This window comes from Streptomyces sp. NPDC057877, assembly GCF_042796855.1.
Lineage (GTDB): Bacteria > Actinomycetota > Actinomycetes > Streptomycetales > Streptomycetaceae > Streptomyces.
Window position 1 is genome coordinate 266316 of sequence record NZ_JBHVMS010000009.1, and the last position, 22434, is coordinate 288749.

General features: G+C 73.8%; 24 protein-coding genes and 1 pseudogene. 13 read left to right on the top strand and 12 right to left on the bottom strand.

The window, feature by feature from the left end:
* Positions 1-849, bottom strand: coding sequence for a DUF3152 domain-containing protein (locus ACFVQG_RS27930; RefSeq protein ID WP_383388550.1), 849 nt, complete (start codon positions 847-849; stop codon positions 1-3).
* Between the two features lie 141 nt (positions 850-990).
* On the opposite strand from ACFVQG_RS27930, the gene ACFVQG_RS27935 reads away from it, so the two are divergent.
* The 4 genes from ACFVQG_RS27935 (at position 991) to ACFVQG_RS27950 (ending at position 4499) form a co-directional block, all read left to right on the top strand.
* The gene (locus ACFVQG_RS27935) at positions 991-1692 is read left to right on the top strand and encodes a response regulator (protein WP_383388552.1); all 702 of its coding nucleotides are present in this window, start codon (positions 991-993) and stop codon (positions 1690-1692) included.
* Positions 1693-1748: 56 nt separating this feature from the next.
* Positions 1749-3197 carry a sensor histidine kinase gene (locus ACFVQG_RS27940; RefSeq protein ID WP_383388843.1) on the top strand — a complete coding sequence of 483 codons (1449 nt, stop codon included), beginning with the start codon at positions 1749-1751 and terminating at the stop codon, positions 3195-3197.
* A complete protein-coding gene (locus ACFVQG_RS27945) occupies positions 3194-3820 on the top strand; it encodes a hypothetical protein (RefSeq protein WP_383388554.1) in 627 nt (208 codons plus the stop codon). Before ACFVQG_RS27940 ends, ACFVQG_RS27945 begins: the two co-directional genes overlap by 4 nt.
* A gap of 64 nt (positions 3821-3884) precedes the next feature.
* Positions 3885-4499 carry a DinB family protein gene (locus tag ACFVQG_RS27950; protein ID WP_383388556.1) on the top strand — a complete coding sequence of 205 codons (615 nt, stop codon included), beginning with the start codon at positions 3885-3887 and terminating at the stop codon, positions 4497-4499.
* On the opposite strand, the gene ACFVQG_RS27955 is transcribed toward ACFVQG_RS27950, so the two are convergent.
* Positions 4500-5129, bottom strand: a complete 630-nt coding sequence (locus ACFVQG_RS27955; RefSeq protein ID WP_383388558.1) for a TetR/AcrR family transcriptional regulator — start codon at positions 5127-5129, stop codon at positions 4500-4502.
* A 43-nt stretch (positions 5130-5172) separates the two neighbouring features.
* Positions 5173-5397 (bottom strand): annotated as a pseudogene (locus ACFVQG_RS27960) (XdhC/CoxI family protein); the annotation flags it as partial.
* Between the two features lie 214 nt (positions 5398-5611).
* Here ACFVQG_RS27960 and ACFVQG_RS27965 point away from each other — a divergent pair.
* The 4 genes from ACFVQG_RS27965 (at position 5612) to ACFVQG_RS27980 (ending at position 9602) form a co-directional block, all read left to right on the top strand.
* Positions 5612-5953, top strand: a complete 342-nt coding sequence (locus ACFVQG_RS27965; RefSeq protein ID WP_383388560.1) for an ArsR/SmtB family transcription factor — start codon at positions 5612-5614, stop codon at positions 5951-5953.
* On the top strand, positions 5950-6264 hold the full coding sequence (locus tag ACFVQG_RS27970; RefSeq protein ID WP_383388562.1) for a hypothetical protein: 315 nt from the start codon (positions 5950-5952) through the stop codon (positions 6262-6264). The genes ACFVQG_RS27965 and ACFVQG_RS27970 overlap by 4 nt, the downstream gene beginning before the upstream one ends.
* A gap of 196 nt (positions 6265-6460) precedes the next feature.
* Entirely contained in the window at positions 6461-8608 is a 2148-nt protein-coding gene (locus ACFVQG_RS27975) for an MMPL family transporter (protein ID WP_383388564.1), read from the top strand.
* 64 nt (positions 8609-8672) lie between these two features.
* On the top strand, positions 8673-9602 hold the full coding sequence (locus ACFVQG_RS27980; RefSeq protein WP_383388566.1) for an endonuclease/exonuclease/phosphatase family protein: 930 nt from the start codon (positions 8673-8675) through the stop codon (positions 9600-9602).
* Between the two features lie 27 nt (positions 9603-9629).
* Here ACFVQG_RS27980 and ACFVQG_RS27985 read toward each other — a convergent pair whose 3' ends face one another.
* Positions 9630-10067 (bottom strand): hypothetical protein, encoded by a 438-nt coding sequence (locus ACFVQG_RS27985; protein WP_383388568.1) that lies wholly within the window; start codon positions 10065-10067, stop codon positions 9630-9632.
* 38 nt (positions 10068-10105) lie between these two features.
* On the bottom strand, positions 10106-10828 hold the full coding sequence (locus tag ACFVQG_RS27990; RefSeq protein ID WP_383388572.1) for a class I SAM-dependent methyltransferase: 723 nt from the start codon (positions 10826-10828) through the stop codon (positions 10106-10108).
* 220 nt (positions 10829-11048) lie between these two features.
* On the opposite strand from ACFVQG_RS27990, the gene ACFVQG_RS27995 reads away from it, so the two are divergent.
* A complete protein-coding gene (locus tag ACFVQG_RS27995; protein ID WP_383388574.1) occupies positions 11049-12677 on the top strand; it encodes a PucR family transcriptional regulator in 1629 nt (542 codons plus the stop codon).
* A gap of 149 nt (positions 12678-12826) precedes the next feature.
* Complete coding sequence (locus ACFVQG_RS28000) at positions 12827-14170, top strand: diaminopimelate decarboxylase (RefSeq protein WP_383388847.1); 1344 nt, start codon at positions 12827-12829, stop codon at positions 14168-14170.
* 24 nt (positions 14171-14194) lie between these two features.
* Here ACFVQG_RS28000 and ACFVQG_RS28005 read toward each other — a convergent pair whose 3' ends face one another.
* From ACFVQG_RS28005 to ACFVQG_RS28015, 3 genes are all read right to left on the bottom strand, one after another.
* A complete protein-coding gene (locus tag ACFVQG_RS28005) occupies positions 14195-14383 on the bottom strand; it encodes a hypothetical protein (protein WP_383388576.1) in 189 nt (62 codons plus the stop codon).
* Positions 14384-14551: 168 nt separating this feature from the next.
* Positions 14552-14989, bottom strand: coding sequence for a response regulator (locus ACFVQG_RS28010; RefSeq protein ID WP_383388578.1), 438 nt, complete (start codon positions 14987-14989; stop codon positions 14552-14554).
* Complete coding sequence (locus ACFVQG_RS28015) at positions 14986-15312, bottom strand: hypothetical protein (RefSeq protein ID WP_383388580.1); 327 nt, start codon at positions 15310-15312, stop codon at positions 14986-14988. Before ACFVQG_RS28015 ends, ACFVQG_RS28010 begins: the two co-directional genes overlap by 4 nt.
* Before the next feature lie 208 nt (positions 15313-15520).
* Here ACFVQG_RS28015 and ACFVQG_RS28020 point away from each other — a divergent pair, with 208 nt between their 5' ends.
* From ACFVQG_RS28020 to ACFVQG_RS28030, 3 genes are all read left to right on the top strand, one after another.
* Positions 15521-17086, top strand: coding sequence for an ATP-binding protein (locus tag ACFVQG_RS28020; protein WP_383388582.1), 1566 nt, complete (start codon positions 15521-15523; stop codon positions 17084-17086).
* A gap of 23 nt (positions 17087-17109) precedes the next feature.
* Complete coding sequence (locus ACFVQG_RS28025) at positions 17110-18258, top strand: PP2C family protein-serine/threonine phosphatase (protein WP_383388851.1); 1149 nt, start codon at positions 17110-17112, stop codon at positions 18256-18258.
* A 117-nt stretch (positions 18259-18375) separates the two neighbouring features.
* A complete protein-coding gene (locus ACFVQG_RS28030; protein WP_383388584.1) occupies positions 18376-19578 on the top strand; it encodes a cysteine desulfurase-like protein in 1203 nt (400 codons plus the stop codon).
* 316 nt (positions 19579-19894) lie between these two features.
* On the opposite strand, the gene ACFVQG_RS28035 is transcribed toward ACFVQG_RS28030, so the two are convergent.
* The 4 genes from ACFVQG_RS28035 to ACFVQG_RS28050 form a co-directional block, all read right to left on the bottom strand.
* Positions 19895-20227, bottom strand: a complete 333-nt coding sequence (locus ACFVQG_RS28035) for a DUF3140 domain-containing protein (RefSeq protein ID WP_383388585.1) — start codon at positions 20225-20227, stop codon at positions 19895-19897.
* A gap of 6 nt (positions 20228-20233) precedes the next feature.
* On the bottom strand, positions 20234-20461 hold the full coding sequence (locus ACFVQG_RS28040; RefSeq protein WP_383388586.1) for a DUF2945 domain-containing protein: 228 nt from the start codon (positions 20459-20461) through the stop codon (positions 20234-20236).
* Complete coding sequence (locus ACFVQG_RS28045) at positions 20458-21501, bottom strand: MASE1 domain-containing protein (protein ID WP_383388588.1); 1044 nt, start codon at positions 21499-21501, stop codon at positions 20458-20460. The genes ACFVQG_RS28040 and ACFVQG_RS28045 overlap by 4 nt, the downstream gene beginning before the upstream one ends.
* A gap of 83 nt (positions 21502-21584) precedes the next feature.
* The gene (locus ACFVQG_RS28050) at positions 21585-22415 is read right to left on the bottom strand and encodes a PP2C family protein-serine/threonine phosphatase (RefSeq protein ID WP_383388590.1); all 831 of its coding nucleotides are present in this window, start codon (positions 22413-22415) and stop codon (positions 21585-21587) included.
* Positions 22416-22434 lie beyond the last annotated feature (19 nt).

Here is a 22434-nt window from a genome sequence, read left to right on the forward strand (position 1 = left end):
TCAGGGCACGGCGGGGCCCGTCACGTACCGCCCCTGTTCGTCGTAGGGCCAGACGTTGGGCACACAGCCGTGCATTCCCTTGATCTGCTGCATCATCGCCGGGGCGGGGCGCCCCTCGCCGGGGCAGGTGACATGGCCGTGGCCGAGGAAGTGGCCGACCTCGTGGTTGATGATCAAGGCGCGGTAGGACGGCACGTCGTCGGCGTAGACGGGGGTGGCGAGCAGCCAGCGCTTGAGGTTCACCATCACGTTGTCGCCGACGTTGCAGTTGACCTCGCCGCCGGTGTCCAGTCCGTACTGTCCGCAGATGTCGTCCACGGTGCCCGGGGTCGCGATGCGGACGACGAAGTCGGCGGTGCCGCCCGACACCCGCTGGAACGCCGAGCGGCCGTCGGCCGTCCAGCCGCGCTCGTCGGCGAGGATGCGTTCCACCTGCTCGGCGGCGTCGGCGGCGGACACGTCGAGGCCGTCCTCGACCTCCACCCGGTAGCGCAGGGGCGTGCCCGATCCGACCTCGGCGCCGTTGCCCGGGGCGGTGGTGAACGTGCCCGGGCCGGTGAGCGGGATGTCCGGCTCGGACGGGGAGGTCGAGGGCGACGGGTCCGCCTCGCTCGCGGAGGGGTCGGGGCGGGCTTTCTCGGGGGCGGGCTCGGTGGGCGCGGGGCGGGCGTCGGTGACGGGGGTGTCCGGGTCGGCGGAGGTCCAGTTCACGGCCGCCAGGCTGGCGGCGCTCAGGACGACCAGGGCGGCCATGCCTCCCCACAGCGGCAGTCTGCGCCCGCGGGCGGGGGCATGGGCGGGGCCGCGCCTCCGTCGGCCACGGGTGGGCGGCGCTTTGTGCGTGCTCATGATCGTCAGGCTGTGACCGGGATGTGATCGGACCTGGCCCGGACGATAACGAAGAGATAACGACCGCCCCTGCGGAGGTTTCATGTGATCATCCGGTAACAAAATCCCGGGCGGTCCGGATGACCTGGCGATACTGGGCCCATGCCACGCGTTTTGCTGATCGAGGACGACCGCGCCGTACGGGAGGGGGTGGCCCTCGCCCTGCGCCGCCAGGGCCACGAGGTCACCGCCGTCGAGACCGGGGAGGCCGGTCTCGAGCGGGTGCGGAGCTTCCGGCCGGATGTCGTGGTGCTGGATCTGATGCTGCCCGGGATGCCCGGCCTCGACGTGTGCCGTGGCATCCGCGCCCTCGACCAGACCCTGCCGATCGTCATGGCGACCGCGCGGGGCGACGACGAGGACATCGTCGTGGGACTGGAGTCGGGGGCCGACGACTACGTGGTCAAGCCCGTGCAGGCCCGGGTCCTGGAGGCCCGTATCCGGGCCGTGCTGCGCCGGGCGGGCGGCGGTACGGGCGGACCCGCCGGGGCGGGCATACCGAAGATAGACACCTACGGCGAGCTGTCCGTCGACCGGGCCGGGCTCACCGTCGCCCTGCGCGGCGAGCCGATCGCGCTCGCCCCCTCCGAGCTGCGGCTGCTGCTCACCCTGTCCGGCTCCCCCGGCCAGGTGTTCAGCCGCCAGCAGCTCCTGGAGGCGGTCTGGGAGCACAGCTACCACGGGGACGCCCGCCTGGTGGACGCCTGCGTCAAGCGGCTGCGCGCCAAGATGGGCGAGCCGCCACGCGATCCCCGCTACATCCAGACCGTGCGCGGCTTCGGGTACCGGTTCGCGGCGCGGTGAAGAAGTCCCCCGTGGGCACAGCCCTGCTCAGACTCCCCCAGTTGCGCGGACTGCGCATGCGGCTGGTCGTGGCCTTCGCGCTCGTCGCCGCCGTCACCGCCACGACCACGGGTGCCCTGACCTTCCGGGAGGCGCGTACCGGCGTGCTCCAGCAGAGCCAGGACACCGTGATCAGCCTGCTGCGCACCCAGGTCGACCGGCTCGCCCCGGACCTCGCGTTCCCTCCCCACGAGGCCGAACTGCGGAGCCTCGCCACGAGCGTCGCCCGTGCCGACCCGTCCGGCACCTGGCGCGTGCTGGCCGCCTACGGCGAGCTGAGCGCCACCTCCGACCCCGGCGATCCCTTCACGGAGCTGACACCCGAGGTGCGCGAGGCCGTGGACTCCAGCCTGGCCACCGTCTTCCAGCGGGTCAGCAGCGGCGACCACACCTCGCTCGTCGTCGGCATGTCGGTCACCTTCGCCGCGCCCGAGGGGCAGCAGCGCTCCCCCTCCGGGGTGCGGGTGTTCCTGACGGTGCCGCAGACCACGGAACAGGCCTATGTCGACGCCCTGGTCACCGCCGTGGAACGGGCCGCCATGCCCGCGCTCGCCCTCGCCGTGGTGCTGGCGCTGCTCGCCGCGCGCGGGGTCCTGCGGCCGGTGCGGGCGCTGCGGCGCGCCACCCGCAGCATCGCCGAGGGGCGCCTCGACACCCGGCTCGCCGTCGACGGCTCGGACGAACTCGCCGATCTGTCCCACACCTTCAACGAGACGGCCGCCGCGCTGGAGAAGTCCGTGGCCGAGCTGCGCGGCATGGAGGCCCGGGCACGCCGGTTCGCCGCGGACGTCTCGCACGAGCTGCGCACCCCGCTGGCCGCCATGTCGGCGGTCACCGACGTCCTCGACGAGGACGCCGCCGGGCTGGACCCGGACACCGCCACCGCGGTCCGGCTGATCAGTGAGGAGACCGTGAAACTGACCCGGCTCGTGGACGACCTGATGGAGATCTCCCGCTTCGACGCGGGCGCGGCCGTCCTCCACCTGGATGAGATCGACCTCGCCGAGTCCCTGCGCCGCACCCTCGCCGCCCGCGCCTGGACCGGCCTCGTCGACCGCGAACTGCCGCCCCCCGACGCGCTGCGCGGCCGTGTCGACCCGCGCCGCCTGGACGTCGTCGTCGCCAACCTGGTGGGCAACGCCCTGCGGCACGGCGCACGGCCCGTCCGGCTCCGGCTGTACGAGGACACGGAGCCCGGTGGGGCACGGCGGGCGGTCATCGAGGTGCTGGACAGCGGGGCCGGTATCCCCGACCGGGTGCTGCCGCACGTGTTCGAGCGGTTCTACAAGTCGGACGCCGCCCGTACCCGCACCGAGGGCAGCGGTCTCGGTCTCGCCATCGCCTCGGAGAACGTACGGGTGCACGGCGGCACCGTGCACGCGGCGAACCGGCCGGAGGGCGGCGCCGTCTTCACCGTACGGCTCCCGCTGGACGGCGGCGCGGCGCGTGGGGAGTCCCGGTCGTGAGCGCCGCCAGGCGCCGAGCCGCGGCCCTGTCCACCGTGGCGGGCGCCAGGCGCCGAGCCGCGGCGCTGTCCGCCGTGGCGGCCCTGTGCGCGCTCACCGTCTCCTGCGGCATCCCCACGACCGGCGTGGTGGAGGCGGGCGGTCCGGCCGGTGGGGTCGTCCCGACGGTACGGGTGTACTTCGTGGCGGGCGGCACGCTGGTCGCCGTGCCGCGCCGTACCGGCACGCCGGTCGAGGTGAAGGCGGCGCTGGACGTGCTGTTCCTCGGGCCGACCGAGCCGGAGTACGGCAAGCGGATCACCTCGGACCTGCCGCTCCTCGCGGGCTCGGCGGTCAGGCCGCCGACCCCGGCGGACCCGGCCGCCACGGTCGTCCCCACCGAAGCGCCGCAGGCGGCCGAGTCGATGGAGCTGGTGGAAGTGACGGAGGGCGGCGGCCGGATCTCCGTCGAACTGTCGCCGACGGTCGGCAGGCTGACCGGCCTCGCGGCCGCACAGATCATCTGCACCGCCGTCGCGGCACAGCGCACCGCCGACCCGACGGCGAAACCGGCACCGGTGACCGTGACGGGCCCGGGGGGCCGCCGCGTCGAGGGGACGGGCGCGATGTGCCCCGGCCTGTGAGCCGCCGCGCGGGCGGCGCGGAAAACACGGTGACCAGGGATCGCGCGAGCGGCAGACTGCCGCCATGACCGCACCGGATCCCAAGGCCGACCTCCGCTTCTACCTCCAGTCCGCCCGTGACGCCCTGCTGTGGAAGCTCGAGGGCCTCTCGGAGTACGACAGCCGCCGCCCGCTGACGCCCACCGGCACCAATCTGCTGGGCCTGGTCAAGCATGCGGCCACCGTGGAACTGGGCTACCTCGGGGACACCTTCGGCCGCCCCTCCGGCGAGCCGCTGCCCTGGGTGGCACAGGACGCCGAGGCCAACGCGGACATGTGGGCGACCGCCGAGGAGTCACGTGCGGACATCGTGGGTCTCTACCGCCGGGCGTGGGCGCACGCGGACGCGACCGTCGACGCGCTGGCGCTGGACACGGTGGGCCGGGTGCCCTGGTGGCCCGACGGCCGGGACGAGGTGACGCTGCATCATGCCGTCGTACGCGTGATCGCCGACACGCACCGGCACGCCGGGCACGCCGACATCCTCCGGGAACTCATGGACGGCGCCGTGGGCATGAACGAGGGCAACGACAGCATGCCGCCGGGCAACGCGGCCTGGTGGCAGGGCTATCGGGACCGGCTGGAGCGTGCGGCGCGGGAGGCCGGGAAGCAGCCGCCCGCGCCGCACGACGCCGGGTAGTCAGTCCTCGGGGCGGCGGAAGACGCCGTACCAGTAGGTGCGGGCCAGTTCCATGGCGACGGCGGCGTCATCACCGCCGCCGCTGTCCGCCACCTGCTGGGCGATCACCTGGCTGCCGCCCTGGACGATGAGCCTGGCCGCGAGCGGGGCGTCGATGGTCTTCGGGGTCCGCCCGGCCCGCTGTTCCTCCTCCAGCACGATCACCATGTTGTCGATGAAACGGTCCTGGTCGGCGACCCACGCCTCGTGCACCAGGGGGTCGTAGGCGGCGACCTCGTTGATCGCCGCCAGCAGCGCCGCGTGCTCGCGGTAGTGGCGCAGGATCAGCTCGTAGGTACGGGCCAGTCCGTCGAGGTCACCGCCGGGACCGGTGGGCCGCCAGGACGCGGCGATCTCGTAGTTCTGCTGCTTGAGCGAGCCGCTCAGCCGCAGGAGGACGTCGACCTTGTCCCGGAAGTAGAGATAGAACGTCGACCGTGAGATGCCCGCGGCCTTCGCGATCTGCTCCACGCTCAGCTCGGTGTAGGTCGCCCCGCGCCGCAGGCACTCCTCGATCACCGACAGCATGCGTTTCTCCAGGGCGGCCCGTCGGTCGACCGAACTGGAGGGGCGTCGCGTGGTGGAGGGCATAGGGGCATCCTAGGGAAACCGCGCGAAAGTGTCACAGCGCAGGTCAGTGGGCCGGAGTCGGACCTTCCGGGGCGAGGTTGGGCGTCGCGCCGGGGTGGATCGGGGTGCGGGTGATCGTCAGCGGCAGGCCCGAGCCCGGGCGGCGGTCGGCGACGAACCCGGCCGCGGTCGACAGCGCGGTTCCCTCGGGGGTGCGGGCGCCGTGATCCAGCCCGATCGGGGACCGCAGACGCCCCAACGCGCGGTCGCCGAGTCCCACTTCAGCGGATCCATCCCAGAACTCCAGCGGATCCGTTCCAGAGGGGGCCGGGATTCCCCATCCGGCCCCCGACGGACATCCGGACCCCGCCCCGGCACGGCATCCGGACCCCGACGCGACCCTGAGACGACCCCCATCCACCCCTGAGATGTGTCAGGAATCTTTGACAGGTCCCCCGGGGCCTGTCAGGGTTTTCTTACAGGTACGAGGGAAAGGGGCCGCGATGCCCGACGTCCCGCCTCCGGCACAGACGGGCGACGAGCTGCTCAAGGTGCTCTCCGCGCTCGGCAACCCGCACCGCATGCGGATCGTCGCCGCACTGCTGGAGCGCCGGAACTACGTCAGCGCGCTGGCACGTGAGATCGGCATGAGCCGCCCGCTGCTGCACATGCATCTGCAGCGGCTGGAGGCGGCCGGACTGATCGTCGGCACACTCGAGGTCGCGGAGGACGGCAAGACGATGAAGTACTTCGAAGTCGCCCCTTTCTTCTATGAGTTGACGCCCGGCGTCGTCGCAAGGGCGGCCGCGACACTCCCCCAGCCCGAGAAAGAGGAAGCGAAGTGAATCAGGAAGTGGTGACCGTCGCCGCCGATGCCGAGGCGCTCGGCGTCCTCGTCGGCGCCGTCGGAGCGGCCGGGCTGTTCAGCCTGCTGATCGTGATCGTCTGGCAGGGGGCCGCCACCTGGCGGGCCCGGATGCTGGCCGCCCGCGAGCGGCAGTACCAGGACCTCGCCGCGAAGTACGCGCAACTCCTCGAGGACACCGTGGAGTTGCAGCGCCGCACGGTCGACGAGCAGCGGCAGCTCCTGGACGAGCTGACGCAGACCCGGCTCGCGGTCGGCTCGATGGAGAAGATGATGCGCGAGATCGAGTAGCCCGGGGCAGCACCGAAGCGTACGGCCGGGAGCGCCAACTCCCGGCCGTACCGAGAAAGAACGCACTCCGGACCCACCCATTCCGTACACCACGGCAGGTCGTCACACCTCTCACGCCGTGGTGCGGAGCCCGTGCGCCCTCGGCCGACCGTCCCCGGTCGGCGGTGGCGCCCTTTCCCACGCAAGGAGAGTACTCATGTCCGCGCTGCTGAAGCGCGTCGCCCGGCCACCCGGCGGGCGACGCGGCTGGGGGCACCCCCTCACGGGCAGGCTGGTCCTGGCGGCCTGGCTGATCCTGGCCGTCGCCCTCGGCCCCCTGGCCGGGAAGCTCGGCGAGGTCGAGGACACCGGCGCCAACGCCTTCCTCCCCCGCGGCTCCGAGTCCGCGCGGGTCAACACCGAGCTGGAGAAGTTCCGGACGGACGAGGTGCTGCCCGCCGTGGTCGTCTACACGGGCGACGGCGCCGAGGCGACCGCGGCGGCCGACCGGAGCGCTCTGCGGCGGTTCGTCGCCGCCGGGGAGCAGATCGCGGGGCCGATCCCGTCCGAGGACGGCAAGGCCCTGATGACGGTGGTCCCGCTCGACACCGAGGACGAGATCACCGACAAGGTCGACGAGCTGCGCGAGATCGCCGGGGCGAACGCGCCGCCCGGTGCGGCCGTCGACGTCGGCGGACCGGCCGGGTCGCTCACCGACCAGGTCGCGGTCTTCGACAGCCTCGACACGACCCTGCTGCTCGCCACCGGCCTGGTCGTGGCCGCCCTGCTGCTGATCACCTACCGCAGCCCGATCCTGTGGCTGCTCCCCCTCCTCTCCGTCGGCTTCGCCGCCGTCCTCACCCAGGTCTGCACCTACCTGCTGGCGCGGTACGCCGGTCTGCCGGTCGACCCGCAGAGCGCGGGCGTCCTGATGGTGCTGGTGTTCGGCGTCGGCACGGACTACGCCCTGCTGCTGATCGCCCGCTACCGCGAGGAACTGCACCGGCACGCCGACCGGCACGAGGCGATGCGCGTCGCGCTCCACCGCTCCGGCCCGGCGATCCTGGCCTCGGCCGCCACCATCGCCGTAGGCCTGTGCTGCCTGGCCTTCGCCGACATCAACTCCTCGCGGTCACTGGGGCTGGTCGGCGCGGTGGGGGTGGTGTGCGCCTTCCTCGCCATGGTCACGGTGCTGCCCGCGCTGCTCGTCGTCTTCGGCCGCGGTGTGTTCTGGCCCTTCGTGCCGCGCCACGGCACCCCCGGCCGGGCGCCGCGCACGGTCTGGTCCCGCGTCGGAGCCGCCGTGGCCCGGCGTCCGCGCTGGTCGTGGCTGATGTCGGTGGCCGTCACGGGTGTGCTGGCGCTGAGCACGGCCGGGATGTCCATGGGTCTGACCCACGCCGAGCTGTTCGACGACAAGCCCGAGTCGGTCGTCGCACAGGAGAGGATCTCGGCACACTACCCGTCGGGCGCCTCCGACCCCGCGACGGTCGTCACCCGCGCCGACGGGGCCGCCGAGGTCCGGCGCGCCGCCCTGGAGGTCGACGGCGTGGCACGCGTCGAGCCGGACCCCGACCGCACCGCCGACGGGCGACTGGCCGCCCTGTCGGTGGTGTTGACGGACGCCCCGGACAGCGACGCCGCCAAGGACACGATCGACGGTCTGCGCGACGCCGTCCACGCGGTCGACGGCGCCGACGCCCTGGTGGGCGGCAGCAGCGCCGAGGCCCTCGACACCCAGCGGGCCGCCGACCGGGATCTGCGCACGGTCGTCCCGATCGTGCTCCTGGTGGTGCTCGGGGTCCTGATCCTGCTGCTGCGGGCCCTGGTCGGGCCGCTGTTGCTGCTGGCCACGGTGGTGCTGTCGTACGCCGCGGCCCTCGGCGGGGCGAACCTGCTCTTCGAGCACGTGCTGGGCTTCGCCGGGGTGGACTGGTCGCTGCCGCTGATGGGCTTCGTGTTCCTGGTCGCCCTCGGCATCGACTACAACATCTTCCTCATGCACCGCGTCCGCGAGGAGACCGCCCGCCTCGGCCACACCCGGGGCGTCCTGGAGGGCCTGACCAGCACCGGGGGCGTGATCACCTCCGCCGGTATGGTCCTCGCCGCCACCTTCGCCGTCTTCGCGGGGCTGCCGCTGGTGACCCTGGCCCAGCTGGGCGTCCTGGTCGGCATCGGCGTCCTGCTGGACACCTTCCTCGTCCGTACGGTCCTGGTCCCGGCCCTGGCCCTGGACCTGGGCCGCTGGTTCTGGTGGCCGGGCGACCACTTCCGCGCGCTCCGGGACCGAGCGGCACCGCCCGACCGCACGGCCACGGGGGACCACGCGCGGCAGCCAGCCCAGGAAACCAAATCCCCGCGTTGATCGTCTTCGGACCGTGGGATCTATAAAAGCGACGGATTGGGCCGCTGGTCTGCGGCGGACGACCATGTGCACCCGGCCGACGGTGCTCCTCACCGGGCTGGCGGCGCTGACGGCGCTGCTGCTGGCCTGGCCCGGGGTGGTGCCGAACCAGGTCGGCCGGGTGGGCAGTCTGCTGGAGGTCTTCCTGCCCTGGCTCGGCCTGGCGGTGGTCGTGCTGTTCGGGCTCGCGCTGCTGTTCCGGTCGTCGGTCGCGCTGATCGCCCTGCTGCTGCCGGTCGCGGCCTGGACGCAGCAGTTCGGCGGGCTGCTCCTGCCCGACCCGGGGCCCGGACCGCGCGAGCTGGTCGTGGTGCAGCACAACGTCAGCGACGTCAATCCCGACCCGGCCGACACCGCCCGGGCCCTCGCCGACGCGGACCCCGACCTCATCGCCCTCCAGGAACTCGTGCCCGCCGCCCTGCCGGTCTACGAGGAGGTCCTCGCCGCCCGCTTCCCGCACCACGTGGTGCGGGGCACCGTAGGGCTCTGGTCCAGGTATCCGATCGACGGGGCACGGCCGCTGGACATCAGGCCCGAGGGCATCACCGAGTCATGGAACCGCGGGCTGCGGGCCGTGGTCGCCACTCCGCACGGCGACATCGCGGCGTATGTCGCGCATCTGCCCTCGGTCCGTGTCCGGCCGAGCGGCTTCGACTCCGCCTGGCGCGACGAGAGCGCCGGTCTGCTGGGCCGGGCCGTCGCCGCCGAGCGGGTGCGTGCGGTGGTCCTCCTCGGGGACCTCAACGGGACCGTCGACGACCGTGGCCTCGACCCGCTGGTCTCCCGGCTGCACACGGCCGAACGGGGCTTCGCCTTCAGCTTCCCGGCGGCCGTCCCGCTGGCCCGGATCGACCAGGTGATGGCCCGTTCGGCCACGGTCCGGCATGTCCGCACCCTGCCCGCCACCGGCAGCGACCATCTGCCGATCGCCGCCCGGATCGCGCTGGAGCGGTAGGCCCGCCGTTGCTCGGGGGTTCGCCCGTCACAGGTCCGCGCAGAAGGCGCGGGCCGTCTTCAGGGGCTTCTGCACCTTGCCGTTGGCCAGGTCGAAGGTGCGGGCGTACTGGTTCTGCGCCTCGCGCATCGCCTCCGCGAAGGGCTTGAACTCGGCGTCCCCGGCTGCCGCCGAGGCCGACAGGACCGTGGCGGCGGCGAAGCGGTTCATGGCGATCTCGCCCTTGGCCCCGTCGGCCGTGTAGTCCGACTCCTCGAAGCCGTCCAGCGCCTGACAGCCGTCGCGGGCATCGCCCGCGGCACCGCTGGACCCGTCGTCGCCACCGAGCGCCCAGGCCGCGCCGACTCCGCCGCCTCCCAGGAGCAGACCCACGACCAGTGCCGCGGCCAGCGGCGGCCAGGGGCGGCGGGGCGGCTCGACGGGAACGGGCGGGGCGCTGGGGACGGGCGGTATGGACGCAGACATGCCAGGGAGGATATCGGGGCGGTCCGGCGCCCGTGGCTTCATTCGGCGGGCTCCGGCCGCCCCCGGCAGGCGACGAAGGTGTGGGTGATGCCGGTCTGCCAGCCGGGCAGGGGCAGTGTGCGCACACGGTCGAAGCCCGCGGCGCGCAGCCGGGCGGCGAAGGCGTCGGCGGTGTCGAAGTCGACGACGCTGCGCCACAGATGGCGGTAGAACGGGCCGTCGCCGAAGGCGGTGGCGGCGGGCTGGACGATGCGGCAGCCCAGGGTCCACACCGCGCGGTCGGCGCGACGGCCGCTGAGGGTGTACTCGTGCGCGGCGAGTCTGCCGTCCGGGGCGAGCAGGTCGTGGACGGTGGCGAGGGCGGCGTCGGGGTCGGCGGTGTCGTGGAAGAAGTGGGCGGCGAACACCGCGTCGAACGGCCCGTTCACACCCGCCTCCGCGAGCCCTTCCATGGGGGCGTGCACGAACGTCACGCCGTCCGGCCAGCGCTTCGCCGCGGCCCGCTCCAGCATCCCGGCGGAGGCGTCCACGGCGGTGATCCGGGCGCCGGGCAGGATGTCGGCGAGGGCGGCGGTCGAGGCGCCGGTGCCGCAGCCGAGGTCCAGCACGCGCAGGCCCTCGCCGTACCTGGGCAGGCCCAGTCGGCGCACCGAGCGGCGCAGGTGGGCGTGGTAGCCCGGGCTTGCGGCCGCGAACAGGTCGTAGCCGCGGGCGGCGTGGTCGAAGGCGGCGGCCAGGTACTCGTCGCGCAGCAGCGTCATGGCGGCTCCAAGAGGGTGGGTGAGGGGGTGGCCCGGCCCGGCACCGCCCCCCGACCGGTCCGGCGTGCCTACCGTGAGCATTCCTGGCCGTGTGCCCGAGCGGGACGCCGGTCACCCGCGCGGACGCGGCCGAACGGCCGAGCGCCGGGCGTACCGCCCCGGCCCCGGGTGCTTCGTATTCTGGGGCCATGCGCACATCCCCCACCCGACCCGCCGTGACGTGACCGGCGCACCGGACGTCACCCTGCGGCAGATCCTCGGCTACGACGAGGACGGCGTCCTCGGTCTGCTGCTGGCCCCGGCCGGGCAGGACGTCGCCGTGCGGGGTGTGATCATCGGCGAGGAGGCGGCGGAGCGGCTGCACGAGGGGCGGATCGTGCTCGCGACGGGTCTGGCGCCGGACGCCGTGGCCGCGGCGCGGGTCGTGCGGGAGGCGGGCCGCCGGGGTGCCGCCGCGGTGGTGCTGCGCAGCCGTGGCCCGGCGTCGCTGCCCGCCGAGGCGTCGGCGGCGGCGCGGGAGCGGGGGGTCGCGCTGCTGGCGCGGGCGGAGTGGGCCGACTGGGGCGACACCGTGGAGCTGCTGCGCTCGGCGATGGCGTTCGCGGCGGCCGGGACGGCGGATCCGCTGGCGGAGGGCGCCGCGGGCGGCGGGCTGGGCGCGCTGGCGGCGGAGGTCGCCCGGTACTGCCAGGCGTCGATCACCGTGGAGGACACCCAGTTCCGGGTGCTGGCCCACTCGGCGACCAGCCCCGACGCGGACGGCCTGCGGCAGTCCACCATCCTGGAGGGCAAGGTCCCCGACTGGCGGATCGCCGAGCTGCGCCGCAGCGGTCTGCTCCGGGCGCTGTGGAACTCCCGCGACGTCATCCACCGCCCGGCCGACGGCAACGACCCGGAGCGGCTGGTGGTCGCCGTCCGCAGCGGGGGTGAGATCCTCGGCTCGCTGTGGGCCGCCGCCGACGGACGGCGGCTGTCCCCGGACGCGCCCGAGGTGCTGCGCCGGGCCGCCGAGGTCGCCGTGCCGCACCTGTTGCGGCACCGGCTGCGGGCGAGCGTCGGCCGGGGCCGCGAGGAGCACGCGCTGCGTGAGCTGCTGCGCGGTGACGGGGATCGCGGCTCGCACGTCTGGTCGCTCGGTCTGGCGCCCGGCATGCCGTGCGCCGTGCTGGTCGCCGAGCGCGACCGCTCGCCGCATCCCGCCACCGAGCGCGGACTTCAGTCGCTGTCGTTGCAGGCGCTGGCGCACCGTTCCACCGCGCGCGTGCTGCGGGAGAGCCATCGGCTGACGGTGCTGCTGCCGGTCCCGGACGGTGACGCGCGGGACGCCGTCGGTCTCGCCCGGGAACTCGACGCCCTGGCCACCGCGGTGCCGGACGCCCCGGCCGTCTGGATCGGGGCCGGTCCGGTGGTCCACTCCCCGCTGGACGCGGCCGACTCCTACGCGGAGGCGCTGCTGGTGGTGCGGGCGCTGCGCGACCGGGAGGCGCGGGGCCGGTCGGCAGGGCGGCACGCCGGTCCGGACGAGGTGGCGGAGACCGTGACCGTGCTGCGCGTCCTGGACGCCGTACGGCCGTTGTGGCGGCGGGATGCCGGGCCGGTGCCGGAGATGGTCGCGGCCGACCTGGCGTCCGGCGGGGAGCTGGTGCGCTCGCTGACGGCGTACCTGGACACGGGCGGTGACATCCCACGGGCCGCCGAGCGCCTGACGCTGCACCCGAACACCCTGCGTTACCGCCTGCGCCGGGTCAGGGAACGGTTCGGGGTCGACCTCGACGACCCGGACACCAGGCTGGTCGTCATGCTGGCGGTGCGTCTGGCCGGGTCGGGCACGGAGGACGGGGAGATTTGACCCGTTACGGGTAGGTGTTGGGAGCGGCGTACAGAGAATCGGCGATCCTTTGGCGCGGGCGACGAAGACGGGGGCGGGCCGGGGCGACGACCCTCGAGGGACCAGTGAGCGTCCGCGCTCCCCGTCCCGACGGAGGCCTGCCCGTGACCCTGACCCCCGTTCCCCCGGCGCCCCCGCGTCCCGCGTCCGAGCGCGTCGCGGCGGTGCTCCCGGCAGCGCTCGACCACGGTCTGCTCTGCGGGCACGCACCGGTCGTCGGATTCCTCGACACCGACGGGATCCGTGCCTCGGTCGCCGCCCTGCACACGGCGTTCGGCGCCGCGCCCGACGTGCTGCACACCTTCGCCGCCAAGGCGGCCTCGCTGGTGCCGGTGCTGCGGCTGCTCGCCGCGGCCGGGATGGGGTGTGAGGTGGCGAGCCCCGGGGAGCTGCGGCTGGCCCGTGAGGCCGGGTTCGCGCCGTCGCGCATCGTCCTGGACTCCCCCGCCAAGACCCGGCAGGAGATCGCCGAGGCGCTCGCCCTGGGCGTCGCCCTGAACGCCGACAACCTCGACGAGCTGGAGCGGATCGACGCCCTGCGCGCCGACGGCTGTGCCTCCGTCGTCGGGCTGCGGGTCAATCCGCAGGTCGGCGGCGGCGCCATCGGCGCGATGAGCACCGCGACCGCCACCTCCAAGTTCGGCGTGGCGCTGCGCGACCCCGGCGCCCGGGCACGGGTCGTCGAGGCGTTCGCCCGGCGCCCGTGGCTGACCCGGCTGCACGCGCACGTCGGCTCCCAGGGCTGCCCGTTGGAACTGATCGCCGAGGGCGTCGCGGAGACGTACCGGCTGGCGGAGGAGATCAACGCGGCGGTGGGCCACCGGCAGGTCACCAGCCTCGACATCGGCGGTGGGCTGCCGGTCAACTTCGCCGACGACGGGGTGCGCCCGACCTTCGAGGACTACACCCGGGCGCTCACCGCCGCGGTGCCGGGCCTGTTCGACGGGCGGTACGGCCTGGTGACCGAGTTCGGCCGGTCCCTGCTCGCCAAGAACGGCTTCATCGCGGCCCGCGTGGAGTACGCCAAGCGATCCGGCGGGCGCCGGATCGCCGTGACCCACGCGGGTGCGCAGACGGCGACCCGCACCGTGCTGATGCCCGGCTCCTGGCCGCTGCGGGTCGGCGCCTTCGACGCCCGCGGGCGGGCGAAGGCGGGCCCGCCGGTGGCCCAGGACATCGCCGGGCCGTGCTGCTTCGCCGGTGACCTGGTGGCCGAGGCGCGCGAGCTGCCGCTGCTGGCGGAGGGCGACTATGTCGTCCTGTACGACACGGGCGCCTACTACTTCTCCACCCCGTGGGCCTACAACAGCCTGCCCCGTCCCGCCGTCCACGGCTTCACCGTCGACGGCACGGGGGCACGCTTCACCACGGTCCGCGACGCCCAGACCCTGGACGAGATCGCGGCGGAGAGCGGGGCACGGCACGCCGACGGGCTGCTGGCCCTCACCCGCTGACCGGGGGGCAGCGGCCCGTCACCGTCACCGGGCGGTCTCGGCGTCCATGGCCTGCTGGAAGCGGACCATGCACGGCGCGCAGTGCCGGTCGGTCGAGTCGGCCGCCGCTCCCGGGGATCCGATGACTTGTGCCCCGCACAGGGTTCTGCCGTCGTGCGGGGGCACCAGGTGCCACACCAGTTCGCCGTCCGTGGTTCCCGGACCTATGTGCATTTCGTACACGGCACTCCCCTGTCTGCCGAACGGTCCTGTCTCTGTCAGGGGACCGCACGGACGGCCGGGGTTCGCGCCGGGCGCGCCATTCGGGGGACGTCACCGCACGGACGGATCAGTCCCCGTTGCGGGGCGGCGCCCGGTGCGCCATACGCGCGCGTGCCGGGGTCAGTGGCGTGGCGGCTGCACCGCGATGTCGAGGTAGAAGGTGTCGATGCCGTGCACCGCCTGCTCGAACTCCGCCAGGTTGACCGGCTTGGTGACATACGCGTTGGCGTGCTGGCGGTAGGCGTCGGAGACGTCGTCGGGGGCGGCGGAGGTGGTCAGGACGACCACCGGGATGGTGCGCAGGTCGGCGTCCTCCTTGACGACGGCCAGGAACTCGCGGCCGTTCATCCGGGGCATGTTCAGGTCGAGCACGATCAGGTCGGGGCGGGGGTTGGCCGCGTCCCGCAGGTACTCCAGGGCTTCCAGGCCGTCGGAGACCTGGGTGAGGTTGCGCGCGCCCCGGCCCGCGAGGGCGTCCTGGATGAGCATGGCGTCGGCGATGTCGTCCTCGACCAGCAGGACGTCGTAGGGGCGGGCCGGGGTGGGGGGAACGGTCATGGTCGTGGGCTCCGGGGGGACGGTCGGGGAGGGGGGCCGGGTCGGGCGTGGCTGAGGCCGGGCCAGCGGCGGCGGGCGCCCTGGCGTGTCATCCTGGCCGCCCGGCCGATCTCGGGGTAATTGGCGCCCGCGACCGCGGCCGCGTGGGCGGCACCCTGCTCCAGTTCGTACACGGCCTGCTCCACCTGCACGAGGACGCGCAGGCGGGCCAGTGCGTGCCAACGGGCGTCGGGTGTCCCGGCGTCGGCGTTCGGCGGGCGGACGAGGTCGTGCACGAGCCGGTGCGTCAGCTCGTCCACGGCGGCGGCCACTCGGTCGGTCATTCCCCCGTCAGTCATCCGCGGACGTCACAAGGAGCACGAAAGTCACGCATGTCACGGGAGTCACAGGGAGGAAGGGGTGGGGGGCATGCATGCGGCTCACCTTAGAGGGCACCGTCATCCCTGACAACGGCCGTTGTCAGGGCCCGCCTCAGGGTGGCCCGGCCACAACGTCCGCAGTGACAGCCGAGGTGCAGGGAGTGCGCTGACCGTGACGAAGGAACGTGTGACCGGCCCGCGTTCGGGACGGTCCCACTGGACGACCCGGCGCTGGCTGCGGGCGGGGGTCGCCGTCACCCTCGCCGTGCTGACCGTCCTCGGGTCGCTGGGGGTGTGGGCCATCACGCGTACGTCGCAGGTGACGGACGAGTTGGTCGACTACCGCTCCCCCGCGCTGGAGCAGGCCGTCCGGCTGGAGTCGGCCCTGGTCGACCAGGAGACCGGGGTGCGCGGCTACGGGCTCACCGGTGAGCGTTCCTTCCTCGCGCCGTACCCCAAGGGCGTGGCCGACGAACGGGCCGCGGCGCGGCGGCTGCGGGAGCTGGTCAGGGGCGACGCGCGGGGACGCGAGGACCTCACCACCGTACAACGACTGGCCGGGCGCTGGCGGGAGCGTCTCGCGCGGCCGGTGTCCGAGGCCGGTGCGGACCGGGCGGTGGCCGTGGCCTCGGACCGTGCCGACGAGGGGAAGCGCCTGTTCGACGCCGTGCGGCGGGCGGCGCAGCGGCAGCAGGAGCACCTCAGCGAGGGACAGTCCGAGGCGCGGGCCGAGCTGCGGCGCAGCACCGGGTTGCGCAATGTCAGCCTGGCGGTGATCGGGGGTGTCATCGTCCTGGTCGCCGGGCTCGTCTTCGAGGGGCTGCGGCGCGGGGTCACCACGCCGCTCGCCCATCTCGGCCGGGCGGCCCGGGAGGTGGCCGGTGGCCGCTTCGACCGGCCCATCGACGGCACCGGCCCGGCCGACCTGCGGCAGCTCGCCGCGGACGTGGAGGCGATGCGCGGTCGGCTGGTGGAGGAACTGGAGTACAGCGAGCGGGCGCGGCAGCTGCTGGACGAGCGGGCCGGGGAACTGCGGCGCAGCAACACCGAGTTGGAGCAGTTCGCGTATGTCGCCTCGCACGACCTCCAGGAACCGCTGCGCAAGGTGTCCAGCTTCACCCAGCTCCTGCAGCGGCGCTACGGCGGGCAGCTCGACGAGCGGGCGGACCAGTACATCGGCTTCGCCGTGGACGGCGCCAACCGCATGCAGGTCCTCATCAACGACCTGCTGGCCTTCTCCCGGGTCGGCCGGGTCCACCACGACCACACCACGGTCGACCTCGAGGAGGTCATGCAGCGCGTACTGGACGCTCTGAGCGTGTCCATCGAGGAGAGCGGCGCCGGGATCGAGCACGATCCGCTGCCCACCGTCCTCGGCGACGCGACCCAGTTGGGCATCCTCTGGCAGAACCTGCTGTCGAACTCCGTGAAGTTCCGCACCCCTGGGCAACCGCCCCGGATCCGGGTAAGCGTGGCACGTGCCGGAGACGACTGGCGGTTCGCCGTCACCGACGACGGCATCGGCATCGCACCCGAGTTCCGGGAGAAGGTGTTCGTCCTCTTCCAGCGGCTGCACACCCGGGACGCCTATCCGGGCACCGGGATCGGGCTGGCGATGTGCAAGAAGGTGGTCGAGTTCCACGGCGGGACCATCGCCGTCGATCCCGGCCACACCCCGGGGACCCGCATCGTGTTCACCCTTCCCGCCGTCGACGCCCGTGAGGGGGAACGGTCGTGAGAGAACCGGCGATCGACTACGAGATGCCCTTCCGCATCCTGCTGGTGGAGGACGACGACGGCGACGCCCTGCTGGTGGAGGAACTGCTCCTCGACACCGATCTGCGGCACTCGCTGGTCCGCCGCCGCACCGCCGCCGAGGCGCGCCGGGCCCTGGCCGGGGAGGTGTTCGACTGTGTGCTGCTGGACCTGCGGCTGCCCGACGTCTCCGGGCTGAGCACGGTCGCCGCCGTCCAGGACGCCGACACCGACGCCGCGGTCATCGTGCTGACGGGTCTCGCGGAGTCGCGGGCCGGGGTGGACGCGCTGGCCGCCGGTGCCCAGGACTATCTCGTCAAGGGCAAGGTGGAGCCCGAGCTGCTGCAGCGGGCGGTGCGCTACGCCGTGCAGCGCAAGCGGGCCGAACGCGCCAGCTCCGCCCTCCAGCTGGGCCGGTTGCGGGCCGCGGAGAACGCCCGCCTCGAACGCGGGCTGCTGCCCGAGCCGATCCTCACCTCGTCGTCGGTCACCGCCACCAGCCGGTACTTCCCCGGCCGGGCGCAGGCGCTGCTCGGCGGCGACTTCCTCGACGTGGTGCAGACCCCGGACGGCATCGTGCACGCCATCATCGGCGACGTCAGCGGTCATGGCCCCGACGCGGCGGCGCTCGGCGTCTGTCTGCGGATCGCCTGGCGGACGCTGACCCTCGGCGGGCACCGCGGCCATGAGCTGCTCCATCTGCTGGAGCGGATACACATCGCCGAGCGCACGGGCAACGACCTGTTCGCCACCTGCACGGTGATCGCGCTGGATCCGGAGTCGGCCGTGATGACGCTGCATCTGGTCGGGCACCACGAACCGGTGCTGCTCACCGCCGAGGGCGCCCAGGTCGTGCCCGCGGCGCACGGGGTGGCGCTCGGGATAGTGCCGGGGCTGGGCAAGTGGCCCGCCACCACGGTGCCGCTCCCCCGCACCGGCGCCCTGATCGCGTACACCGACGGTCTCATCGAGGGCTACCGGGCGTCGGAGGGCGCCGACGCCCGGCTCGGCGTCGACGGGCTGCTGCGCATCCTGGAGAAGACCCGCGAGCCGGATCCGGGCGGTCATCTCAACGCCGTACTCGACGCGGTGCGCTCCCTGAACGCCGAGCGCCACACGGACGATCTCGCGGTCCTGCGCCTGGACTGGAGCTGACCGGGCAGGTCACAGCGGTACCGCCGTCGGGACCGCGTCCGGCGCCGGATACCGTCGTCCTCGGCACGGCCATCCCGTGCGGCCCGCCCCGGTCCGGTCGATCCCTGGAGTACGCACATGGTCTACGACGTCCACACGGTCCGCGCCGCGATACCGGGCCTCGCCCCGGACTCCGCCCGGTTCGACGCACCGGGCGGCACCCAGACGCCACGGCCGGTCGTCGACGCCATCGCCGGGACCCTTCTCGGGCCGCTGGCCAACCGGGGCGCGCAGAGCCCGGGCGAGCGCGCCGCGGAGGCGGTCGTGGGCGCGGCGCGGGCCGCGCTGGCGGACTTCGTCGCGGGTGATCCGCGCGGCATCGTCTTCGGCCGCAGCGCCACCCAGCTCACCTACGACCTGTCCCGCACGCTGGCCAAGGGGTGGGGGCCGGGGGACGAGGTGGTCGTCACCCGGCTCGACCACGACGCCAACATACGGCCGTGGGTGCGGGCGGCCGAGGCGGCAGGGGCCACCGTCCGGTGGGCCGACTTCGACCCGGCCACCGGTGAGCTGACCGCGGATCACCTCGCCGCGGCGCTCTCCCCGCGCACCCGCCTGGTCGCCGTGACCGCGGCGTCCAACCTCATCGGCACCCGCCCGGACCTGCCCAAGATCGCCGAGCTGGTGCGGGGCGTGGACGCGCTGCTGCATGTGGACGCGGTGCACTACGCGGCGCACACGGCGGTCGACCTGGCGGCGCTCGGCGCGGACACGCTGGTGTGTTCGCCGTACAAGTTCCTCGGTCCGCACCTCGGTGTGCTGGCGGCGCGCCCGGAGTTCCTGGAGACCCTGCGGCCAGACAAGCTGCTGCCGTCCAGTGACCGGGTGCCGGAGCGGTTCGAGCTGGGCACCCTGCCCTATGAACTGCTCGCGGGCGCCCGGGCCGCGGTCGACTTCCTCGCCGCGCTCGACCCCACGGCGACCGGCAGCCGCCGGGAGCGGCTCCAGGCCTCGTTCGCGGCCCTGGCGGGGCACGAGCGGTCGTTGCGTGACCGACTGGAGGCGGGGCTGGCGGCGCTGCCGGGGGTGACCGTGCGGTCGCGGGCCGCGCGGCGGACCTCGACGCTGCTGGTCACCTTCGAGGGGCACGAGGCCGCCGAGGTGTCACGGCGGCTGGCCGAGCGGGGCGTGCACGCCCCCGCGGGCTCGTTCTACGCACTGGAGGCCTCCCGGCACCTGGGTCTGGGCGACGGCGGCGGACTGCGCGTCGGGCCCGCGCCGTACACCACCGAGGAGGAGGCCGACCGGCTCCTGGAGGCGCTCGGCGAACTGCTCGGCTGAGCCGCGGCACCCGGCACCCCTCCGCCGGAGGGGACGGCCGAGGGGGCGCCGGTGCCGGGGGGCGCCGGTGCCGGAGGGACGCCGGGTGCCGGAGGGACGCCGGGTGCCGGAGGGACGCCGGGCGCCAGGGGGACGCCGGGCGCCAGGGGGACGCCGGGTGCTGGAAGGACGCCGGGTGCCGCGCCAGGGCGGGACGTCGCGGGGTTCGCCCGGCCCGTGCGGGGCCACCCCCCGGTGTCCTTTCGGCCCCGGCGCCAGTGCCGGATGCGCCCGCGCGGCAAGCGCCGGGCCCGCGTCCATGGCACCCCGGGAGCGGTCAGGCGAGCGGGTCGTGGCCCCAGTTCATCAGCGAGTGCCGCCAGCGTGAGTCCCGTACGTCGCCGGAGGGCCGCTGCGCCTGGTGACGGCGGATGTAGCCCACCACCTTGCGCATGTGGGCGTAGTCGTCGTCGGACAGGTCACCCTTCTTGGCGCGCAGGATGGCGACAATGCGGCGGCCGGAGGCGTGGCCGGTGGACTCGCCGCCGTCCGTGTGCTGCCCGGCGGCCTGGGAGTCGTCCGTCTGGAGCCACTTCTCCAGGTCGGACGGCTTCATGTTGACCAGCTCGCGGAAGTCGTCCCAGGTGCTGTCCCGGTCGTCTGCGGTCATGGCGCGTCACTTCTTCCGCAGGGCCGAGGGCTTGTGCACGGCGGACTTGCCGGACTTGTCGCTGCGGACCTGGTACTGCGGGTCGTCCGGGGAGGCGGCGACGGTCCGCCCGGCCGCTTCCGTGCGCTTGGTGAGCTTCTTCTCGACCGTGCCGTGGGCCTCCCCGCCGTGGCTGCTCCAGGCGACCTCGTCGCCCTTGCGCAGTTCCTTCTTCTCTTTGCGCCGACTGGTCATCGTGGTTTCCTCTCTGCTGGGTCACCCGGTGCCGGGTGGGGTCTTCGGGGGGTGTCGGGGTCCCGGTTCTCGGGGGGCCAGCGGGACGGAGGCTGGCCCGCGGTCAGGTGTTCGAGCACCTCGACCAGTTCCTGGCATGCCCGTTCCACGCTCTGCCGGGTGTGCAGCTGCTCGGTGATCAGGGCGGACAGCAGCAGCGCGGTGAGCGCCATGGTGCCGTTGAAGGCCTGCAGCTTGCTCATCACCTCGACGTGGGTCAGCCCCTGGAACGGGCCGACCCCGTCGGTGGCGGCGATGGTCGCCATCACCGAGGTGAACAGGGCGCACAGCATGCTCCCGGCGACCTGGAAGCGCAGCGCGGCCCAGATCAGCAGCGGGCAGACCAGGAAGAGCACGCTGACCGAGCTGCGGGTGGCCAGCGGGACGACCAGCACGGCGGTGACGAGCAGTGCGGCGGCCTCCGGCCAGCGGCGCAGTCGCAGCGGCGCGCGGGCCCGGGCCGCGGCGAGCAGCAGCGGGGTGATGATCAGGACGCCCATGGCGTCCCCGACCCACCACGCGAACCAGACGGTCAGGAAGGCGTCCAGGTCGATCCGGCCGGTGAGGACGAGGTTGCCGGTCCCGGTGGTGGAGCTGATCAGGGTGCCCAGCAGCGCGCCCACCACCACCAGGGAGATGCCGTCGCGCAGCCGGGCCAGCTCGGGGCGGAAGCCCACCCTGCACAGCAGCAGGTACGCGCAGACGGGGGCGGCGGTGTTGCCCGCCACGTTGATGAGGGCCGTGGGCCGTACCGAAGGGCCCGCGATGGAGAGGATGACGAGGAAGGCGCCCAGGGCGATCCCGGGCCAGCAGCGCAGGCCCACGATCAGCAGGGCGGCGAGCGCGACGCCGGTGGCGGGCCAGATGGGGGTGAAGACGGCGTTCTCCACGGTGAGCTGCCGCAGGAGCCCGAGCCGTCCCGCCGCGTAGTAGCACGCGGCGACGGCCAGCGTCCAGAGGCCGGGCACCACCGCCCGGCGCGCGTCCTGGGTTGCCACCACATCGACCATCACACACCGGGCGCGGCGCCCCGGCGAGGCGAGCGCCGCTCCCGCACCCGCATGGCTGACGGTCGGACGGTGCGCTACACCGGGTTCGACGGTCCGTCGTGCCGGACCACGAGTACGGCCGCGTCGTCCTCGTGGCCGACCCGCTCGGCCCCTTTGATCACCGCCGCGGCGAGGGCCCCGGCGTCCAGACCGGCGACCGCGGCGACGCCCGCCAGACGGACCGTCTGGTCGAGCCCCTCGTCGATGTCGAGCAGGGGGCCTTCCACCACGCCGTCCGTGACCAGCACGAAGACGCCGCCGATGGTGACGCGGTAGCGGGAGACCGGGTACTTCATGCCCACCTCCAGGCCCAGCGGCGGCCCCCCTTCGTCCTGGGTGATCCCGGATCTGCCGTCCGCTGTGGCCCATACGCAGGGGATGTGTCCGGCGCGTGCGCTCTCCAGCAGCCCGGTGTGCGGGTCGAGCCGCATGAACGTGCAGGTGGCGAAGAGGTCGGCGCCGAGGCTCATCAGCAGGTCGTTGGTGACGGTGAGCAGGTCGCCCGGGTCACTGGTGACGGAGGCCAGGGCCCGCAGCCCGACGCGCACCTGCCCCATGAAGGCCGCCGCCTCTATGTTGTGGCCCTGGACGTCGCCGATGGACAGTCCGATACGGCCGTCAGGGAGCCGGAAGGCGTCGTACCAGTCGCCGCCGACGTTGAGGCCGTAGCAGGCGGGGACGTACCGGGCGGCCAGCCGCAGGCCGGGGGCGGCGGGCAGGTCGGCCGGGAGCATGCCGCGCTGCAGGGCGATCGCCAGTTCCACCTGGGAGCGCTGGAGTTCCGCGCGCTCACGCGCCAGGGAAGTGAGCGACCCGAGCCTGGCGAGCAGTTCGTCGCCGTCGTGGGTCGGGCGCCTGCGGAACATCCATCACTCCGAAGGATTA

Coding starts and splice junctions, on each gene's coding strand:
- ACFVQG_RS27965 (WP_383388560.1), top strand. CDS start 5,612: ATGCCCGACGTCCCGCCTCCGGCACAGACGGGCGACGAGCTGCTCAAG.
- ACFVQG_RS28035 (WP_383388585.1), bottom strand. CDS start 20,227: ATGACCGCAGACGACCGGGACAGCACCTGGGACGACTTCCGCGAGCTG.
- ACFVQG_RS27930 (WP_383388550.1), bottom strand. CDS start 849: ATGAGCACGCACAAAGCGCCGCCCACCCGTGGCCGACGGAGGCGCGGC.
- ACFVQG_RS28025 (WP_383388851.1), top strand. CDS start 17,110: ATGCCCTTCCGCATCCTGCTGGTGGAGGACGACGACGGCGACGCCCTG.
- ACFVQG_RS28005 (WP_383388576.1), bottom strand. CDS start 14,383: ATGCACATAGGTCCGGGAACCACGGACGGCGAACTGGTGTGGCACCTG.
- ACFVQG_RS27990 (WP_383388572.1), bottom strand. CDS start 10,828: ATGACGCTGCTGCGCGACGAGTACCTGGCCGCCGCCTTCGACCACGCC.
- ACFVQG_RS27950 (WP_383388556.1), top strand. CDS start 3,885: ATGACCGCACCGGATCCCAAGGCCGACCTCCGCTTCTACCTCCAGTCC.
- ACFVQG_RS27985 (WP_383388568.1), bottom strand. CDS start 10,067: ATGTCTGCGTCCATACCGCCCGTCCCCAGCGCCCCGCCCGTTCCCGTC.
- ACFVQG_RS27940 (WP_383388843.1), top strand. CDS start 1,749: ATGCGGCTGGTCGTGGCCTTCGCGCTCGTCGCCGCCGTCACCGCCACG.
- ACFVQG_RS27955 (WP_383388558.1), bottom strand. CDS start 5,129: ATGCCCTCCACCACGCGACGCCCCTCCAGTTCGGTCGACCGACGGGCC.
- ACFVQG_RS28010 (WP_383388578.1), bottom strand. CDS start 14,989: ATGACCGTTCCCCCCACCCCGGCCCGCCCCTACGACGTCCTGCTGGTC.
- ACFVQG_RS27980 (WP_383388566.1), top strand. CDS start 8,673: ATGTGCACCCGGCCGACGGTGCTCCTCACCGGGCTGGCGGCGCTGACG.
- ACFVQG_RS27975 (WP_383388564.1), top strand. CDS start 6,461: ATGTCCGCGCTGCTGAAGCGCGTCGCCCGGCCACCCGGCGGGCGACGC.
- ACFVQG_RS28040 (WP_383388586.1), bottom strand. CDS start 20,461: ATGACCAGTCGGCGCAAAGAGAAGAAGGAACTGCGCAAGGGCGACGAG.
- ACFVQG_RS28015 (WP_383388580.1), bottom strand. CDS start 15,312: ATGACCGACCGAGTGGCCGCCGCCGTGGACGAGCTGACGCACCGGCTC.
- ACFVQG_RS27935 (WP_383388552.1), top strand. CDS start 991: ATGCCACGCGTTTTGCTGATCGAGGACGACCGCGCCGTACGGGAGGGG.
- ACFVQG_RS28050 (WP_383388590.1), bottom strand. CDS start 22,415: ATGTTCCGCAGGCGCCCGACCCACGACGGCGACGAACTGCTCGCCAGG.
- ACFVQG_RS28030 (WP_383388584.1), top strand. CDS start 18,376: ATGGTCTACGACGTCCACACGGTCCGCGCCGCGATACCGGGCCTCGCC.